Origin of the sequence: Paracoccus sp. 22332, assembly GCF_052045125.1 — a bacterium.
Classification (GTDB): domain Bacteria; phylum Pseudomonadota; class Alphaproteobacteria; order Rhodobacterales; family Rhodobacteraceae; genus Paracoccus; species Paracoccus haematequi_A.
Map to the genome: position 1 here is coordinate 32,355 of NZ_JBQEOI010000001.1, position 15,949 is coordinate 48,303.

Annotated in this window: 17 protein-coding genes; 11 read left to right on the forward strand and 6 right to left on the reverse strand. The window is 68.9% G+C overall.

The window, feature by feature from the left end:
* The first annotated feature begins 38 nt into the window (after positions 1–38).
* Positions 39–1,106, forward strand: coding sequence for an alpha/beta hydrolase (locus tag ACTJI6_RS00145; RefSeq protein ID WP_440796765.1), 1,068 nt, complete (start codon positions 39–41; stop codon positions 1,104–1,106).
* Here ACTJI6_RS00145 and ACTJI6_RS00150 read toward each other — a convergent pair.
* A complete protein-coding gene (locus ACTJI6_RS00150; protein WP_126152674.1) occupies positions 1,103–1,696 on the reverse strand; it encodes a Smr/MutS family protein in 594 nt (197 codons plus the stop codon). The two genes, ACTJI6_RS00145 and ACTJI6_RS00150, sit on opposite strands and share 4 nt — an antisense overlap.
* Positions 1,696–2,352 carry a Tim44/TimA family putative adaptor protein gene (locus tag ACTJI6_RS00155; protein WP_440796766.1) on the reverse strand — a complete coding sequence of 219 codons (657 nt, stop codon included), beginning with the start codon at positions 2,350–2,352 and terminating at the stop codon, positions 1,696–1,698. The genes ACTJI6_RS00150 and ACTJI6_RS00155 overlap by 1 nt, the downstream gene beginning before the upstream one ends.
* Before the next feature lie 106 nt (positions 2,353–2,458).
* Between ACTJI6_RS00155 and ACTJI6_RS00160 the strand changes: the two genes are divergently transcribed.
* Genes ACTJI6_RS00160 through ACTJI6_RS00170 form a run of 3 tightly spaced genes read left to right on the forward strand, consistent with a single transcriptional unit; the run spans position 2,459 to position 4,183 of the window.
* On the forward strand, positions 2,459–2,995 hold the full coding sequence (locus ACTJI6_RS00160; RefSeq protein WP_440796768.1) for an FxsA family protein: 537 nt from the start codon (positions 2,459–2,461) through the stop codon (positions 2,993–2,995).
* A 57-nt stretch (positions 2,996–3,052) separates the two neighbouring features.
* Entirely contained in the window at positions 3,053–3,568 is a 516-nt protein-coding gene (gene secB / locus ACTJI6_RS00165; protein WP_126152671.1) for a protein-export chaperone SecB, read from the forward strand.
* 6 nt (positions 3,569–3,574) lie between these two features.
* The gene (locus tag ACTJI6_RS00170; protein WP_440796770.1) at positions 3,575–4,183 is read left to right on the forward strand and encodes an HD domain-containing protein; all 609 of its coding nucleotides are present in this window, start codon (positions 3,575–3,577) and stop codon (positions 4,181–4,183) included.
* A gap of 42 nt (positions 4,184–4,225) precedes the next feature.
* Here the strand turns inward: ACTJI6_RS00170 and ACTJI6_RS00175 are convergent, their stop codons facing one another.
* The 3 genes from ACTJI6_RS00175 to ACTJI6_RS00185 form a co-directional block, all read right to left on the reverse strand.
* On the reverse strand, positions 4,226–4,537 hold the full coding sequence (locus ACTJI6_RS00175; protein WP_126152669.1) for an H-NS histone family protein: 312 nt from the start codon (positions 4,535–4,537) through the stop codon (positions 4,226–4,228).
* A 96-nt stretch (positions 4,538–4,633) separates the two neighbouring features.
* Positions 4,634–5,194 carry an ActR/PrrA/RegA family redox response regulator transcription factor gene (locus ACTJI6_RS00180; RefSeq protein ID WP_440796772.1) on the reverse strand — a complete coding sequence of 187 codons (561 nt, stop codon included), beginning with the start codon at positions 5,192–5,194 and terminating at the stop codon, positions 4,634–4,636.
* A gap of 67 nt (positions 5,195–5,261) precedes the next feature.
* Positions 5,262–5,891 carry an SCO family protein gene (locus ACTJI6_RS00185; protein WP_126152667.1) on the reverse strand — a complete coding sequence of 210 codons (630 nt, stop codon included), beginning with the start codon at positions 5,889–5,891 and terminating at the stop codon, positions 5,262–5,264.
* Positions 5,892–5,984: 93 nt separating this feature from the next.
* Between ACTJI6_RS00185 and ACTJI6_RS00190 the strand changes: the two genes are divergently transcribed.
* Both ACTJI6_RS00190 and ACTJI6_RS00195 read left to right on the forward strand, forming a co-directional pair.
* Entirely contained in the window at positions 5,985–7,292 is a 1,308-nt protein-coding gene (locus ACTJI6_RS00190; protein WP_440796774.1) for an ActS/PrrB/RegB family redox-sensitive histidine kinase, read from the forward strand.
* A gap of 62 nt (positions 7,293–7,354) precedes the next feature.
* Entirely contained in the window at positions 7,355–8,926 is a 1,572-nt protein-coding gene (locus ACTJI6_RS00195; RefSeq protein WP_440796776.1) for a PAS-domain containing protein, read from the forward strand.
* Positions 8,927–8,932: 6 nt separating this feature from the next.
* Here ACTJI6_RS00195 and ACTJI6_RS00200 read toward each other — a convergent pair whose 3' ends face one another.
* Entirely contained in the window at positions 8,933–9,580 is a 648-nt protein-coding gene (locus tag ACTJI6_RS00200) for a GntR family transcriptional regulator (protein ID WP_440796778.1), read from the reverse strand.
* A gap of 270 nt (positions 9,581–9,850) precedes the next feature.
* On the opposite strand from ACTJI6_RS00200, the gene ACTJI6_RS00205 reads away from it, so the two are divergent.
* Genes ACTJI6_RS00205 through ACTJI6_RS00225 form a run of 5 tightly spaced genes read left to right on the forward strand, consistent with a single transcriptional unit; the run spans position 9,851 to position 15,944 of the window.
* Positions 9,851–11,083: an NRAMP family divalent metal transporter gene (locus ACTJI6_RS00205; RefSeq protein ID WP_440796780.1), complete on the forward strand. Its 1,233-nt coding sequence runs from the start codon at positions 9,851–9,853 to the stop codon at positions 11,081–11,083.
* 13 nt (positions 11,084–11,096) lie between these two features.
* The gene (locus ACTJI6_RS00210; protein WP_440796782.1) at positions 11,097–11,864 is read left to right on the forward strand and encodes a LamB/YcsF family protein; all 768 of its coding nucleotides are present in this window, start codon (positions 11,097–11,099) and stop codon (positions 11,862–11,864) included.
* On the forward strand, positions 11,864–12,646 hold the full coding sequence (locus ACTJI6_RS00215; RefSeq protein ID WP_440796784.1) for a putative hydro-lyase: 783 nt from the start codon (positions 11,864–11,866) through the stop codon (positions 12,644–12,646). Before ACTJI6_RS00210 ends, ACTJI6_RS00215 begins: the two co-directional genes overlap by 1 nt.
* Before the next feature lie 2 nt (positions 12,647–12,648).
* On the forward strand, positions 12,649–14,190 hold the full coding sequence (locus tag ACTJI6_RS00220) for a carboxyltransferase domain-containing protein (protein WP_440796786.1): 1,542 nt from the start codon (positions 12,649–12,651) through the stop codon (positions 14,188–14,190).
* The gene (locus ACTJI6_RS00225) at positions 14,187–15,944 is read left to right on the forward strand and encodes an acetyl/propionyl/methylcrotonyl-CoA carboxylase subunit alpha (RefSeq protein WP_440796788.1); all 1,758 of its coding nucleotides are present in this window, start codon (positions 14,187–14,189) and stop codon (positions 15,942–15,944) included. The genes ACTJI6_RS00220 and ACTJI6_RS00225 overlap by 4 nt, the downstream gene beginning before the upstream one ends.
* The last annotated feature ends 5 nt before the right edge of the window (positions 15,945–15,949 follow it).

The following is a 15,949-nucleotide window of genomic DNA, read 5'->3' on the forward strand; positions in this document are numbered from 1 at the left end:
TGACAGGTTTGCCGCAACCGTTTCCGTAGAGGTGGCGTGTGCGGCATCTTCTTTTGTCCTTCGTCCTGATCCTGGCGGCCTGCGCGCCGCGCGGCGCCCTGGTGATGGCGCCTCAGGGGTTCCAGCCGCCCATCGCGGAAACGATCTGGGTCGCCTCGCAACGCGGCCTGTCGGGCGAACACATGCCGCAGCCCTGGTATTCGCGCCTCGACGTGTCGGTTCCCGTGGACCGGGGGCCGGGCAATCTGGCCTATCCCCGGCCCGACGGCGACCCCGACAGCCAGTTCCTGATCAGCGGCGGCGGCCGCCTGGCCGATGCGACGGCATTCCGCCGCGCCATCGAACGCGACCTGGCCCGCCATGCCCCGGACGACCGCGACATCATCCTGTTCGTGCATGGCTATAACTACAGCTTCGCCGAGGGGGTCTATCGCACCGCCCAATTGGCGCACGACCTGCAACTGCCGGGGATCCACGCGCATTTTTCCTGGCCGTCGCGGATGAAGCCCTATGCCTATTCGGGGGACCGGGACGCGGCGCTGTATTCGCGCGACGGGCTGGTCCAGGTGATCGATCTGCTGGCGCAGGCGCGGGGCCGGGGCCGGATCGTGCTGATGGCGCATTCCATGGGCGGGCAGCTGCTGATGGAGGGGTTGCGCCAGATGGCGCTGTCGGGGCGGCGCGACCTTCTTGACCAGATCGATTCGGTGATCCTGATCTCGCCCGACCTGGATCTGCGGCTGTTCCGGTCCCAGGTCCGCGCCATCGGGCGCCTGCCGGACCCCTTCATCATCATGACCTCGCCCCGCGACCGGGCTTTGCAGCTGTCGGCGCTGATCTCGGACGAGCCGCTGCGGCTGGGCAATATCCCCGATGCGCGTCCGGTGGCCGACCTGAATGTCGTCGTGGTGGATACCGGCGCCTTCAACACCGGCTATGGGCATTTCAACGTGGCCGATTCCCCGGCCCTGCAAAGCATCCTGGCGCAAACCCGCGACCTGGACCGGATCCTGCCCGACCGGGGCGGGTCCGGCCCCGACCTGATCGGCGGCGCGGTCAGCCGGGTCGAACAGGCGGTCCAGGTGGTGCTGTCGCCCGCCTTCTAGCCGCCCCGGCGCAGATAGACGTAATAGGCCCCCTCGCCCCCGTGCCGGTAATGCGCGGCCGTCACCTGCTGGACCACCGGCGCCAGCGGCGGCATGTGCAGCCAATGCGGCACCTGATGGCGCAGCGCGCCGGGGCGGGTCGGCAGCGGGCCGTGATCGCCGCGCCCCTTGCCGGTGATGACCAGCACCAGCCGCCGCCCCTGGGCATGGCTGGACAGGATGAAGCCGATCAGTTGGGGATGGGCGGCGGCCAGGGTCAGGCCATGCAGATCCAGCCGCGCCTCGGGGGCGATCTTGCCCTGGGCCATGCGGCGATGGACCTTGTGATCCATGCGCAAAGGCTGCTGCGACAGCCGCTGCGCGGGCGAATGAACCTGTGTAAGGGACGCGGCAGGACGCGACTGGGCGGCCTGACCGATGCTGAAATCGGCCAGGGGGGCGCGCGGCGGCGGCGCGGGGGGTTTGGGGGCCGGGCGGATGTCGGACTCTGCGGCGGGCCGGGGCCGTTCGGGATGCAGCGGCACGGCGCTGCGGGCGACGCGCGACCACAGTTCTCGGTCCTCGGGGGTCAGGCCCCGGCGCCGGGCCATCAGCCGGTCGCGACCAATTGCCAGTTCGGATCGTCCTGGCCCATGCGGCGGGCAAAGGTCCAGGTGTCGCGCTGCTTGCGCGGCGCCTTGGGATCGCCCTCGATGACGTTGCCGTCGGCGTCGCGGGTCGAGGCGATCAGTTCGCCGACGAACCGGACCGAAATCTCGGCCATGCCGGTGTCGCGGTCGTATTCCGCCCCGGCCAGGGCGGTTTCGCGCGTGCCGACATACTGGGCCGTCACCGTCTGGCCGTTGGCGGCGCGCGCGTCGATGACCGACTGGAACGCCTCGGCCACGGGCTCGGCCAGGAACGCCCGCACCTCGGACAGGTCGCCGCGTTCGAAGGCCATCAGGATCATCTCATAGGCAGATTTCGCGCCGTTCAGGAAATCCGTCACGCCGAAGGACGGCTCGGCCGCCTTCATCGCGGCCAAGGCGTGGGCGGTGGCGCTGCCCGCCGGGGCGTGGTCCAGGATGTCATGATCCTCCTCGGTCGCGGTGCCCTCGATCACGTCGAAGCGGGGGCGCGGCGCTTCGGGGGCATCGACCTGAGGAGGCTCGTACCCGCCGCGCGTGCCCAGGACATTGCGCAGCCGCAGGATCAGGAAAATCGCGATCCCTGCCAGGACAAGCAACTGCAACAGCGGGTTATTCATGCGATTGGCCTCATATCCGTCTTGGCTGGTATCTGCGATCTGCGCCATTATGTAGGGATCAGGGCGGGGCAAGTCCAGTTATCCCCGGCCCGGAAGGGGAATCCGCATGTGGTTGTTGTGGCTGTTCATCTTGCTGCCCATCGTCGAGATCGCGCTGTTCATCCAGGTGGGCGGGCTGATCGGGGTGTGGGCGACGCTGGCCTTGGTGGTGCTGGCCTTCGTGCTGGGCGTGGTGGTGATCCGCAGCCAGGGCAACCAGGCCTGGGTGCAGGCGCAGCGCAGCCTGGCGGAATTGCGCGACCCGGCCCGGCCGCTGGCCCATGGGATGATGCGGATCCTGGCGGGCGTCCTGCTGATCGTGCCGGGCTTTTTCACCGACATCGTGGGGCTGCTGCTGCTGATCCCGCCGGTGCGCGACCTGATCATGCGCCAGGCCTCGCGGCGGATGCGGGTCACGACCGTCCACATGACCCGGCGCGAGACCCATCGCCCGCCCTACGCCGACGGCGTGATCGACGCGGATTACGTGGTCGAGGACGTGCCGCCCACCCGCAGCCGCCCCCCCGTGGACCTGCCCGAGGATCTGGCCGACGATGACGGCCGCCCCGCGCCGCGCGGCAATTCCGGCTGGACGCGGCATTGAGGCCATGACTCGCGCCTGATAGAAAGCCGTCGACAGCGATCCTTCAAGGAAAGACCCATGGCCGACGAAACCAACCCGAACGGCGCGGCGCCCGCAGCCCCGCAAGTGCGGATGCAGATCCTGGCGCAATATATCCGCGACCTGTCCTTTGAAAACGCGGTGGCGACCAAGGGCGCGCCGCAGGGCGAGGTCCAGCCCGAGATCACCGTCCAGGTCAGCCTGGACGCCCGCAAGCGCGCGGGCGACAACCAGTACGAGGTGATCTCGAAGTTCCGCGTCACCTCGACCAACAAGGGCGACAACTCGACCCTGTTCCTGGCCGAACTGGATTACGGCGGGGTGTTCCTGATCGAGGGCGTGCCGGAAGACCAGATGCACCCATTCCTGATGATCGAATGCCCGCGGTTGCTGTTCCCCTTCGTGCGGCGGATCATTTCGGACGTGACGCGCGACGGCGGCTTCCCGCCCTTCAATATGGACCCGGTCGATTTCGTGGCGCTGTACCGCCAGGAACTGGCGCGCCGCGCCCAGTCCCAGCAGGCGGGCGCTCCGGCGGATCAGCGGCTGTCCTGACCGGCCATGGCCGCCCGACCGCGCCGCGCCTGGCAGCGGATGCTGTCGGGCCGGCGTCTGGATCTGCTGGATCCGACGCCGCTGGACATCGAGATCACCGACATCGCCCACGGGCTGGCCTTCGTCGCCCGCTGGAACGGCCAGACGCAGGGCGACTGGCCTTATTCGGTCGCCGAACATTCGCTGCTGGTGGAAGATATTCTGGGGCGCCTGAATCCGGGGATCGAAACCCGCTGGAAACTGGCCGCGCTTTTGCATGACGCCCCCGAATATGTGATCGGCGACATGATTTCCCCGGTCAAGGCGGCACTTGGCGCCGAATACGGGCAAATGGACGAACGCCTTGCCGCCGCCATTCACCGCCGTTTCGGCCTGCCAGCGGCCCTGCCCCCGGCAATCAAGACGAAAATCAAGGCCGCCGACCGGATTTCAGCCCGGCTGGAGGCCGTTCAAATCGCCGGTTTCAGCGAAGCCGAGGCCCGGCGCCTGTTTCCCCTGCAAAACGACGCCATTATGTCTGTCCTGCATATCCAATTGCGCCCCCCGGCGCAGGCGCGGGCGGCGTTTCTGGATCGCTTTCACACACTGATGGAAACGGCAGACAATCCCGCCTGATCCAGGCCGTCCGCAAGGCGGGCGGCCTTGGCGAAAAGGCATTCAGATCAGCAGGTCGTCCAGTTGCTTGCCGCCATCCAGGCTTTCCTGGACCCAGCGGGGTTTGCGGCCACGGCCGGTCCAGGTCATCGTCGGATCGCTGGGATTTGCGTATTTCGGGGCGACCGTGCCCGACCGCCGGGGTTTTGCGCCGGTCAGGTCGGACAGGTTGAAACCATGCTCGCGCGCCGCTTCCTCGACCGCCGCCAGGGCTTCGCGGCGTTTCCGATCTTCATAAGAGTTAATCGCGCGGTCCAGTTTCCCCCGAAGATCACGCAGTTCCTTAAGCGTCATCTTGTCCAGGTCAAAGTTCATTTCGTCTACACCCGTATTGAATTGCTAATTCGCAATTTGATACAAGTCCGTTTCAATTACAAGACGGCTTAATATCTTTAACGGGGTCCGCGTTTGTTAACGGGGTCCGCGTTTGGCAAGAATACGCTGAAGGGTGCGCCGATGCATATGCAAACGCCGCGCGGTTTCGCTGACATTTCGGTCGCATTGCTCGTAAACCCGCTGGATATGTTCCCATCTGACCCGATCGGCGGACATCGGATTGTCGGGCGGCGGCGGCAGGGATTCCCCGCTGGACAGTAACGCAGACGTTACGTCATTCGCGTCGGCGGGCTTTGCGAGATAATCCGTCGCGCCCATTTTCACCGCCGCCACGGCGGTCGCGATGGCCCCGTATCCGGTCAGCACGATGATGCGCGCGTCGGCCCGCAGCTCGCGCAGCGCCTCGACCACATCCAGCCCGTTGCCGTCCTCCAGCCGCAGATCGACCACGGCATAGGCGGGCGGCGCCTGGTGGATCATCGTCAGGGCGTCCGCAACACTCAGGGCTGTTCGCGTGGCAAAGCCGCGCTTTTCCATCGCGCGGGCCAGCCGCGTCACGAAGATTTCATCGTCGTCCACCAGCAGCAGTGATGGATCGGAACCGGGATTCGTCCGGGACAGGGTATCGTCTTCCATAAGATGCCTAACCGACCTTGCGTGATCAGCAACACTGCCGCAAGGACGGGTCGGGGGCAATCACTTCTCAGCCAAGGGCATCCACGAAGCAGCCGACGCGCTCGGCCATCGCCTCGGGCGAGGTGTCGCGGGGGAAGAAGGCGACGGTCTGGTTTCCGGGCAGAACCAGATAGGTATTGGTCATGTGATCGACCAGGTAATATTCCTGGTCCTCCTCGTCATTGGCCTTGTAGTAATTCCGCCAGCCCTTGTTGACGGCGGCGATTTCATCCTCGGATCCGGTCAGGCCGATCATGTCGTCGGAAAACAGGCTGGTGAAATCGGCCACCACCTCGGGCGTGTCGCGGCGCGGATCGACGGTGATGAAGACCGTCTGCACGTCCTTGCCCTGTTCGGCCAGCAAGGCCGCGGCCTCGGCATTCCGCGCGCTGTCCAGGGGGCAGACATCGGGGCAGAAGGTATAGCCGAAATACAGCAGCGAGGGTTTGGTGAAAACCTGTTCCGCCGTGACGCGCTGCCCGTCCTGGCGGGTCAGGGTGAAGTCGGTGCCGAAACTGTCCATGCCGCCCGCCACCGCCCCGGCGTTGCATTGGGCAAAGCGATCACCGCCGTCGCGGCTTGCCAGCCAGGCGCCGCCCGCGCCCAGCAGGGCAAGGGCTGCAACGCAACCGATCAGCAGGATCTTGCGGTCGGCCATGATCTAACTCCTTCATTGCGCCCGAAGCGGCGCATTGATCGCCCATCCCGCCGCGCGTATCAAGGTCCGCAACGCCGCACCCCCTTGGACCCCATGCCCCGCCCCATCGCCCCTCCCTCCGGTCCCGCCACCCAGGCCGAGCCGATCCGCATGCGGACCCTGATTCTGCTGCGGTGGTTCGCGATCGCCGGGCAGACGGCGGCGGTGGTGGTGGCGCATCTGATGGGCATCGGCTTCGCCATCGGTCCCGTCCTGGCGCTGATCGCCGCCGCCGCGGCCCTGAACCTATGGCAGGGGCTGTGGCCCCGGCGCCGCACCTCGGCCCGGCTGGCGGTGGTGCATCTGGCCTTCGACGTGATCCAGATTTCCGCCCTGATGGCGCTGACCGGCGGGCTGGCCAATCCCTTCGCCCTGCTGGTCCTGGCGCCGGTGACGGTGGCCGCGACATCGCTGGACACCCGCCAGACAGTGGCCCTGGGCCTGGCGACGATGATCCTAGTGTCGCTGGCGTCGCGATTCGCGCTGCCCCTGCACGACGCGGACGGGACCGAACTGGCCCTGGCGCCGGTCCTGGCGTTGGGGCACTGGGCGGCGCTGATGATCGGGGTGGTGTTCTTCGCGGGCTATGCGCATCGGGTGACGGCGGAACTTCAGGCGACCTCGAACGCGCTGTTCGCGACGCAGATGGCCCTGGCGCGCGAACAGCGGCTGCAACATCTGGGCGGTGTCGTGGCGGCCGCCGCGCACGAGATGGGCACCCCCCTGGCCACCATCAAGCTGATCGCGGCCGAACTTGCGGACGAACTGGACGACCGCCCCGACCTGCAAGCCGACGCCATCGCGCTGCGCGATTCCGCCGTGCGCTGCGGCGACATCTTGCGCAGCATGGGCCGGGCGGGCAAGGACGACCTGCACCTGCGCAGCGCGCCCCTGCGCACCGTGCTGGAGGACGCCGCCGAACCTCATGCCGGACGCGGCCCCGTGGTCGAGATCCGCGCCGACGGGCCCCAGATCCGCCGCGACCCCGCCGTCATCCACGCGCTGCGCAACCTGATCCAGAACGCCGTCGATTTTGCCGCCGCCCGCGTGGTGATCGAATCGCAGGCCGGGGACGGCTGGCTGGCGGTGACGATCCGCGACGACGGCCCCGGCTATCCGCCCGCGCTGCTGGCGCGGATCGGCGATCCCTACCTGACCAGCAAGCGCGGCGGGCCGCAGCGCGAGGGCTATGACGGCATGGGCCTGGGCCTGTTCATCGCCAAGACGCTGCTGGAACGGTCGGGCGCGCGGCTGGATTTCGACAATGGCGGGCCGGGCGCCGTCGTGACCGTCCGCTGGCCGCTGGACCGGATCGCCGCCGACGCGCGCGTGGCCCTGGGCGACAATCCCCGGATGACATGACGTTTTTAACTGTTCGTTAAGCCCCTTCGCTTTAAGGTTGTCCAAACGCGAAGGAGCTTCTGATGTCCCTGCACGGTATCGGGCTGGTCTTTCTGGCGGTGTTGACGGGCACCGCCTCGGTCCTGCTGGCGGTCGCGCTGCTGCGGTGGTGGGACAGGGGTCCGGGGCGGCGCGGGGCGCGCCTGCCGCAGGGCCTGGACGGCAGCCTGAAGCCGATGGTGCTGCTGTTCCGGGGCCAGCGCCTGATGGACGCGACGCCGCCCGCCCGCGCGCTTCTGGACCGCATCTCGGCGCCGGAAAGCGAATGGACGCGGCTGCTGCAATGGATCGGCCCGCGCTTTCCCGACGCCATCGACGGGCTGTCGCGCATCGGCCGGGCAGGCCGCTTCGAATGCCTGGGCCAATCCGGCACCGGCAGCGCCACCCTGAGGCTGCTGGTCGAACAGATCGATTCGGATCTGCTGCGCGTCACCATCACCGACCCCCAGGCGGAATATGCGGGAATCGTCGTCGATTCGATGTCCCAGCAGGCGATGGAGGAGGAGCTGGACCTGTTGCGCCGGTCGCTGGACCAGACGCCGATGCTGGTCTGGCGCCAGGATGCCGAGGAACGCGTGACCTGGGCCAACGCCGCCTATCTGCGCAAGGCCGAGGCGCAGGCGGACGAGCCCATCGGCTGGCCACTGCCGCGCCTGCTGGATTCGCCGCGCCCGGTGCCGGGCGCCGGGACGCGGACGCGGCGCGCCTCGCTGACCCAGAACGGGGCGGTGTTCTGGTACGACTGCCACAGCCACCCGGCCGGCGATCAGACGATGATGTTCGCGCTGCCCGCCGATGCCGCCGTGCGCGCCGAACGATCCCTGCGGGAATTCGTGCAGACGCTGACCAAGACCTTCGCCGACCTGCCCATCGGACTGGCGATCTTCGACCGGCAGCGGCATCTGCAACTGTTCAACCCGGCGCTGATCGACCTGACCAACCTGCCCACCGGCTTCCTGACCGCGCGGCCGACGCTGTTCGACCTCCTGGACAAGCTGCGCGAATTGCGGATGGTCCCCGAGCCCAAGGATTTCCGAAGCTGGCGCCAGCAGATGAGCGATCTGGAAAGCGCCGCCGCCACCGGCCACCATGTCGAGGAATGGTCCCTGCCGGGCGGCCAGACCTATCGCGTGACCGGCAGGCCGCATCCCGACGGCGCCGTGGCCTTTTTGTTCGAGGACATCACCTCGGAAATGAGCCTGACGCGCCGCTTCCGAGCCGAAATGACGCTGGGCCACAGCATCCTGGACGGCCTGGGCGACGCGGTGGCGGTGTTCGGCCAGGATGGGCAGGTGATCATGTCGAACCGCCCCTATCGCGAGCTGTGGCCCGGCGCCGAAAGCCTGCCCGAGGCGCTGGCCTGCTGGCAGGCCGGGGCCGAGGCGGGATCGGGTGTCGCGGCCCTGGGCGCGCGGCTGACCCAGGCCGAGACGGGACTGCGCGACACCGGCCTGATGGCGGGGCCGCAGGGGCAGTTGCTGGGCTGGGCGGTCACGAAGCTGGGCGCCGGGCGGCAGATGGTGCGCTTTCGCCTGCCCGACCCCGCCGCCGCAACCCTGGCGGACGACAAGGCGATGCTGGCAAGCGCGGGTTGACGCGCCTCAGCCCAGCCGGGCGAAGGCGGCCAGCACCACGCGTTCGGATTCGTCCAGATACCCCGCCAGCATGGCCGCTGCCTGGTCCTGTTGCCCCTCGACCAACAAGTCCAGGATCCGGGCGTTGCGATCGATATAGGGTTCGTGCAGCCGTTCCGGACTGTCCAGCAGTCCGAAGGCCAGCCGCAATTCCGCGATGATCTGCGCAAAGAAACCCTGCAACCGGGCGCTGTCGGTCAGCGCGACGATGGCGGCATGGAATTCCATGTTGGCGCTGCCGACCATGCGCCAGTCCTGGATCTCGCGCGCGGCGCGGGCCTTTTCGACGGCAAGGCGCATCTGCGCCACGGCCTCGTGCCGGGGCCAGGCATGGGCAAGCGCGGGCACCTCGATCAGCCGCCGCACGCGGTAGATGTCGACGATGCTGGCCATCGACGGCACCGCGACGAACACGCCGCGATTGGGTTCGTGCCGCAACAGGCCCTCGCGCGTCAGCAGGCGGAACACCTCGCGCAGGGTATTGCGCGACACGCCCAGTTCGGCGGCCAGCCGGGTTTCCGACAGCCGCTGACCCGGCGGCAGGGCGCCGCCGGTGATGTCGTTGCGCAGCCGCGAGGCCGTTTCCTCGGCAAGCCCGGTCAGATCCGTCGTCATCTTCCGCCCCAATATCCCAAGACGCAGGATGGACGCCCCCGGCAGGACAGGCAAGGCGATGCGGCCCGAATCGGGGGCTTTTCAAAGCCTGTTCCGCGAACAGATTCCGCCCCTCCGGCAGTTCAGATGCTTATTTCGAAGGCTCTTTCCCGTTCTTTTGTTCAACAATCACGGCAGATATGTCAGATAATCGTTGACAGCCTGTCATCCTGGCTTCACTTTTCAGTCATTCCGAAAACGCCACCCTTCCTTGCAGCAGGAGCATGACTGATGAGTGCCACCGCCGTTCCCACGGCCGCCAATGCCACCCTGCGGGGCGGGTTCCTGGCGGCGATCTTCCTGATGGCGACCTCGGCCATCGGGCCGGGCTTCATCACCCAGACCGCGACCTTCACCGGCAAGCTGGGCGCGGCCTTCGCCTTTGCGATCCTAGCCTCGATCCTGATCGACTTCGTGGTGCAGCTGAACATCTGGCGCATCACCGCGCTCACCCGGAAGAACGCCTCCGAGACCGCGAATGCCGCGATCCCCGGATCGGGCTATCTGCTGGCGGTGCTGGTGATGATCGGCGGGCTGGCCTTCAACGTCGGCAACATCGCGGGCGCGGGCCTGGGAATGAACGCCATGTTCGGCCTGGATCCGAAGATCGGCGGCGCCATCTCGGCCCTGCTGGCGATCGGGGTGTTCCTGTCGAAGCGCGCCGGGCTGCTGCTGGACCGATCGCTGATCGGGCTGGGCATCCTGATGATCGTGATGACGGTGATCGTCGCCGTCACCTCGAACCCGCCGGTGGGCGAGGCGCTGCGCCAGACCGTGTTTCCGGCGGTGATCGACTTTCCGACCATCACCACCATCGTCGGCGGCACCGTGGGCGGCTATATCACCTATTCCGGCGCGCACCGGCTGCTGGACAAGGGGCTGGTCGGCGAACAGCACCTGGCCGCCGTCACCCGCGCCTCCCTGACCGGGATCGCCGTCACCGGCGTGATGCGCTTCGTGCTGTTCCTGGCGATCCTGGGCGTCGTCGCCTCGGGCGTGACGCTGGATCTGTCCAGCCAGGCCGCGAACCCGGCGGCGCAGGCCTTCGCCGCGGCGCTTGGCGACTGGGGGATGCGGATCTTCGGCGTGGTGCTGTGGGCGGCGGCCATCACCTCGGTCATCGGCGCGGCCTATACCTCGGTCAGCTTCCTGGTGGCCTTCATGGAGATGACCGAGCGCAGCCGCAACATCGCCACGGTGATCTTCATCGGCGTGTCGCTGGCGGTGTTCGTGGCCATCGGCACCGCGCCCGCCGCGCTGCTGGTCTTCGTGGGCGGCTTCAACGGCCTGATCCTGCCCATCGGCCTGACGATCTTCACCTATGTCGGCTTCGCGCGATCCGACCTGATGGGCGGGCACCGCTACAACCGGCCGCTGCTGATCCTCAGCGCCATCGTCTGCGCGCTGACCTGGTACATGGGCTATCGGTCCTTCGGCGCGATCTTCGCCTTCCTGGGCCTGTAAAAGGGGGAAACACATGCGAACCATCGACCTGAACAGCGACCTGGGCGAGGGCTATGGCGCCTGGACCATGGGCGACGACGCAGCGATGCTGGGCATCGTCAGTTCCGCCAACGTCGCCTGCGGCTTTCACGCGGGCGACCCGCTGACCATCCGCGCCACGGTGGCGCAGGCGGCGGCGCGGGGCGTGGCGGTCGGGGCGCATGTGTCCTATCCCGACCGGGTGGGCTTCGGGCGCCGCCCCATGGACGTGACCTCGGCGGAACTGACCGCCGATGTCATCTATCAGATCGGCGCCTTGCAGGGGATAGCACAGGCGGCGGGAACGCGGGTCAGCTATGTGAAGCCGCACGGGGCGCTGTATAACACCATTGCCAACGACGCGCGCCAGGCCGATGCGGTGATCGCCGCGATCCGCGAGATCGACGATTCGCTGGTGCTGATGGCGCTGGCCGGGGCGCCGATCCTGTCGCGCGCCACCGATGCCGGGCTGGCGACGGTGGCCGAGGCTTTCGGCGACCGCGCCTATACGCCGGACGGCCAGCTTGTGTCGCGCCGGGAACAGGGCGCGGTGCTGCACGACGCCGATGCCGTGGCCGCGCGGATGCTGCGCCTTGCGACCGAGGGCGTGATCGAGGCCGTTGACGGATCGACCCTGCGCCTGTCCGCCGACAGCATCTGCGTGCATGGCGACAGCGCGGGCGCGGTGGACATGGCCCGCCGCATCCGAGAGGAGCTGGTGGCGGGCGGCGTCACCATCGCCCCCTTCGCGGGGGCGGTCTGATGCGTCCCGATCCCGCAAGCGCCGCCGCCGCCCGCCTGGCCTGCCGCAGCACCGTCGCGCCCACCGCCGGGATGGCGCCGGGCTTTACGCAGTGCAACATGATCTCTCTGCCGCGCGACTGGGCCTGGGATTTCCTGCTGTTCGCGCAGCGCAACCCCAAGCCCTGCCCGGTGCTGGACGTGACCGATCCCGGCAGCCACCAGGCCGCGCTGGCGCCCGGCGCCGATCTGCGCACCGACATTCCCCTGTATCGCATCTGGCGCGGCGGGCTTCTGGCCGATGAGGTGGCCGACGCGACCGAGGCCTGGGCCGAGCATCCCGATCTGGTGACCTTCCTGATCGGATGCTCTTTCACCTTCGAGACGCCCTTGCAGGCGGCCGGGATCGAGGTGCGCCATATCGCCCAGGGCTGCAACGTGCCGATGTATCTGACCAGTCGCGCCTGCCGTCCCGCCGGGCGGCTGCACGGGCAGATGGTCGTGTCGATGCGCCCGATCCCGGCGGATCGCGTGGCCGAGGCCGCGATGATCTCGGGCCGCTTCCCGGCGGTCCACGGCGCCCCGGTCCATGTCGGCGACCCCGGCGGCCTGGGCATCCCGGATCTGTCGCGCCCCGATTTCGGCGATCCGGTCCAGATCCGCGAGGGAGAGGTGCCGGTCTTCTGGGCCTGCGGGGTCACGCCGCAGGCGGCCGTCATGGCCTCGAAACCGCCCTTCGCCATCACCCATGCGCCGGGACACATGTTCGTCACCGACATCCCCGACAGCCAGTGGCAGGTGTGACGATGCGCTTCCTTCCCGTGGGACCGCGCACGCTGCTGGTGGAACTGGCCGGCCTGGACGAAACGCTGGCGCTGTTCGACGCGCTGCTGGGCGATCCCATCGACGGCGTGGCCGAGATCATCCCCGCCGCCCGCACGCTGATGGTTCGCGTAGCGCCGGGTTTCGCCGCCGATGGCGCCCTGGCGGCGACGATCCAGGCGCGCCAGCCCGCGCCGGGCACGCTCCGCGCGGAAGGCCCGGTCGAGACGGTCGAGATCCCGATGAGTTATGACGGCGAGGATCTGGCCGATGTGGCGGCCCACATGAACCTGACCGTGGCCGAGGTCATCGCCGCCCATCAGGCCGCCACCTGGCAGGTGGCCTTCTGCGGCTTCGCGCCGGGCTTCGCCTACATGACCGGCGACGATCCGCGTTTCGATGTGCCCCGCCGCCCCGCGGCGCGCACCAGGATCCCGGCGGGGTCGGTGGCGCTGGCCGCGCGGTTCTGCGGCGTCTATCCGCAGGACACGCCCGGCGGCTGGCAGCTGATCGGCACGACAAAGGTGCCGATGTGGGATCTGTCCCGCGACCCGCCCGCCCTGCTGCGCCCCGGCATCCGCGCCCGCTTCGTCGAAGGGGCGGCAAAGGTGCATCCCTCTGCCGCGATCCCGGAACCGCAGGGTCAACCCGCGCTGACCGTGGTGCAGACCGCCTTTCCCATCGTCTTTCAGGACGAGGGGCGGCCGGGGCAGGGCGGGCAGGGCGTCTCGGCATCCGGTGCGCTGGACATGGGGGCGATGCGCCGGGCGAACCGCGCTGTGGGCAACCCCTCGGACGCGCCGGTGCTGGAGATCACGCTGGGCCCCGTGCGGCTGCGGGCGGAACGGCCGGTGACGCTGGCGCTGACCGGCGCGGGCCGGGCCACGCTGGACGGGCAGGCCCTGCCCACGGCCTTCGCGCTGGATGCGGAGGACGAGGTGCTGATCCCGCCTCCCGCCTCTGGAATGCGCAGCTATCTGGCGCTGCGCGGCGGGTTCGACGTGGCCCCGGTTCTGGGGTCGGCGGCGACCGACACGCTGGCCTTCGTCGGTCCCCAGGCGCTGACCGCCGGGGCGCGGCTCTATGCCGCGAACCGTTCCGCCGCCGCCATCGGCGCGCCCGAGGATCAGCCTGCGCTGCCGAAGCCCGGCGACACGGTTGAGTTGCCTGTCACCCTCGGCCCCCGCGCCGACTGGTTCACCCCGGACATGATCGCGCAGTTCCTGTCCCAGGACTGGCTGGTCACGCCCCAATCGTCCCGCGTCGGCATCCGGTTGGAGGGCACCGCCGTCACCCGCAACGATGCGCGCGAACTGCCGTCCGAGGGCACCGAGACAGGCGCCATCCAGATCCCCCATTCCGGCCAGCCGGTGCTGTTCCTGGCCGACCATCCGCTGACCGGCGGCTATCCGGTGATCGCGACCCTGCTGCCGTCCGCGCTGGATCTGGCAGGCCAGATCCCCCCCGGCGCGCGGATCCGATTCACCGCCGCCGCCCCCTTCCAGGACATCGAGGCAACGCCATGACCATCTTCGCCACCGGCCCGACCCTGCCCCTGAGCCGTCTGCTGATCGCCAACCGGGGGGAAATCGCCGTCCGCGTCATCCGCGCCTGCCGCGACGAGGGAATCGAAACGGTCGCCGTCTATGCCGATGCCGACCGCGACGCCCCCTTCGTCGGGATGGCCGACCAGGCCTTCGCGCTTGGCGGCGACAGCCCGGCGGACACCTATCTGGACGGGGACAAGATCATTGCCATCGCCCGGCGCGCCGGCGCGGACGCGATCCATCCGGGCTATGGCTTCCTGTCCGAAAACGCCGGTTTCGCGCAGGCGGTGCAGGATGCGGGCCTGATCTGGATCGGGCCCGACCCTGCCGTCATCACCGCCCTGGGTGACAAGATCGAAGCCCGGCGCATCGCGGAAGCGGTCGGCGCGCCGCTGGTCGCGGGCACGCCCGGCCCGGTCGAAACGCCCGCCGATGCGCTGGCCTTCGCCCGCCGGCACGGCCTGCCCATCGCCATCAAGGCGGCCTTCGGCGGCGGCGGGCGCGGCATGAAGGTCGCCTGGCGGCTGGAGGAAGTCGAGGAACTGTTCGCCTCGGCCACGCGCGAGGCGCTGACCGCCTTCGGCCGCGGCGAATGCTTCATCGAGCAGTTCCTGGACCGCCCCCGCCATATCGAGGCGCAGGTGCTGGCCGACCGCCACGGCACCGTCAAGGTGATTGGCACCCGCGACTGTTCCCTGCAACGCCGCAACCAGAAGCTGGTCGAGGAAGCGCCCGCCCCGTTCCTGACCGACGAACAGCGCCAGCGCATCCATGACAGCGCCCGCGCGATCTGCGCCCATGCGGGCTACAGCGGCGCGGGGACCGTGGAATACCTGCTGTCGGCCAACGGCACGATTTCCTTCCTGGAAGTGAACACCCGCCTTCAGGTCGAACATCCCGTGACCGAGGAAACCACCGGCATCGACCTGGTGCGCGGCATGATCGCGGTGGCGCGCGGGGCCAGGCTGGCCAATGACGGCGTGCCGGACACGCGCGGGCACAGCATCGAATTCCGCATCAATGCCGAGGATGTGGCGCGCGGCTTCCTGCCCACGCCCGGCCCGGTGGACCGCTTCGATCCGCCCTCGGGGCCGGGCATCCGGCTGGACAGCGGCGTGGCCGCCGGGTCCGTCATCCCCGGCAGCTTCGATTCGATGATGGCCAAGCTGATCGTGACCGGCGCCACCCGCGCCGAAGCCATCGCCCGCGCCCGCCGCGCCCTGGCCGAGTTCCGCATCGAGGGCGTGGCGACGGTCCTGCCCTTCCACCGCGCCGTGCTGGAAGCGTCCGATTTCCGCGCCGAGGATGACCGCTTCGCCGTCCATACCCGCTGGATCGAGACCGACTTCGCCGACACCCTGGCCCCCCATGGGCGCGTGACGCCCGCACAGGCCCCGGCGCTGCTGCGCGTCGCCATCGAGATCGACGGCAAGCGCCATGAACTGGGCCTGCCCGCCGGAATCATGGCCGCCGCCCCCCGCGCAACCGATCCCGCGCCAGCCGCCGCGCCCCAGGCCGACGCCGCCGTCGTGACCGCCCCGGTCCCCGGCACCCTGACCGCCTGGCAGGTCGAGGACGGCGCGGAGGTCGAGCCGGGCCAGGTGATCGCAGTGATGGAGGCGATGAAGATGGAGACCCGCGTCGAGGCGCATCGCGCGGGCCGCATCAGCCAGACCGCCAAGGCGGGCGAGGTGCTGGGCTTCGGCGCCCCCCTGGCCCGCATCGACGGCTGAGAAAC

Bases quoted from the DNA above. Each gene is read 5' to 3' on its own strand.
- secB (WP_126152671.1), top strand. From the start codon at position 3,053: ATGGCCGACGAAACCAACCCGAACGGCGCGGCGCCCGCAGCCCCGCAA.
- ACTJI6_RS00180 (WP_440796772.1), bottom strand. From the start codon at position 5,194: ATGGAAGACGATACCCTGTCCCGGACGAATCCCGGTTCCGATCCATCA.
- ACTJI6_RS00220 (WP_440796786.1), top strand. From the start codon at position 12,649: ATGCGCTTCCTTCCCGTGGGACCGCGCACGCTGCTGGTGGAACTGGCC.
- ACTJI6_RS00195 (WP_440796776.1), top strand. From the start codon at position 7,355: ATGTCCCTGCACGGTATCGGGCTGGTCTTTCTGGCGGTGTTGACGGGC.
- ACTJI6_RS00150 (WP_126152674.1), bottom strand. From the start codon at position 1,696: ATGGCCCGGCGCCGGGGCCTGACCCCCGAGGACCGAGAACTGTGGTCG.
- ACTJI6_RS00210 (WP_440796782.1), top strand. From the start codon at position 11,097: ATGCGAACCATCGACCTGAACAGCGACCTGGGCGAGGGCTATGGCGCC.
- ACTJI6_RS00225 (WP_440796788.1), top strand. From the start codon at position 14,187: ATGACCATCTTCGCCACCGGCCCGACCCTGCCCCTGAGCCGTCTGCTG.
- ACTJI6_RS00170 (WP_440796770.1), top strand. From the start codon at position 3,575: ATGGCCGCCCGACCGCGCCGCGCCTGGCAGCGGATGCTGTCGGGCCGG.
- ACTJI6_RS00205 (WP_440796780.1), top strand. From the start codon at position 9,851: ATGAGTGCCACCGCCGTTCCCACGGCCGCCAATGCCACCCTGCGGGGC.
- ACTJI6_RS00215 (WP_440796784.1), top strand. From the start codon at position 11,864: ATGCGTCCCGATCCCGCAAGCGCCGCCGCCGCCCGCCTGGCCTGCCGC.
- ACTJI6_RS00185 (WP_126152667.1), bottom strand. From the start codon at position 5,891: ATGGCCGACCGCAAGATCCTGCTGATCGGTTGCGTTGCAGCCCTTGCC.
- ACTJI6_RS00200 (WP_440796778.1), bottom strand. From the start codon at position 9,580: ATGACGACGGATCTGACCGGGCTTGCCGAGGAAACGGCCTCGCGGCTG.
- ACTJI6_RS00190 (WP_440796774.1), top strand. From the start codon at position 5,985: ATGCCCCGCCCCATCGCCCCTCCCTCCGGTCCCGCCACCCAGGCCGAG.
- ACTJI6_RS00155 (WP_440796766.1), bottom strand. From the start codon at position 2,352: ATGAATAACCCGCTGTTGCAGTTGCTTGTCCTGGCAGGGATCGCGATT.
- ACTJI6_RS00160 (WP_440796768.1), top strand. From the start codon at position 2,459: ATGTGGTTGTTGTGGCTGTTCATCTTGCTGCCCATCGTCGAGATCGCG.
- ACTJI6_RS00175 (WP_126152669.1), bottom strand. From the start codon at position 4,537: ATGAACTTTGACCTGGACAAGATGACGCTTAAGGAACTGCGTGATCTT.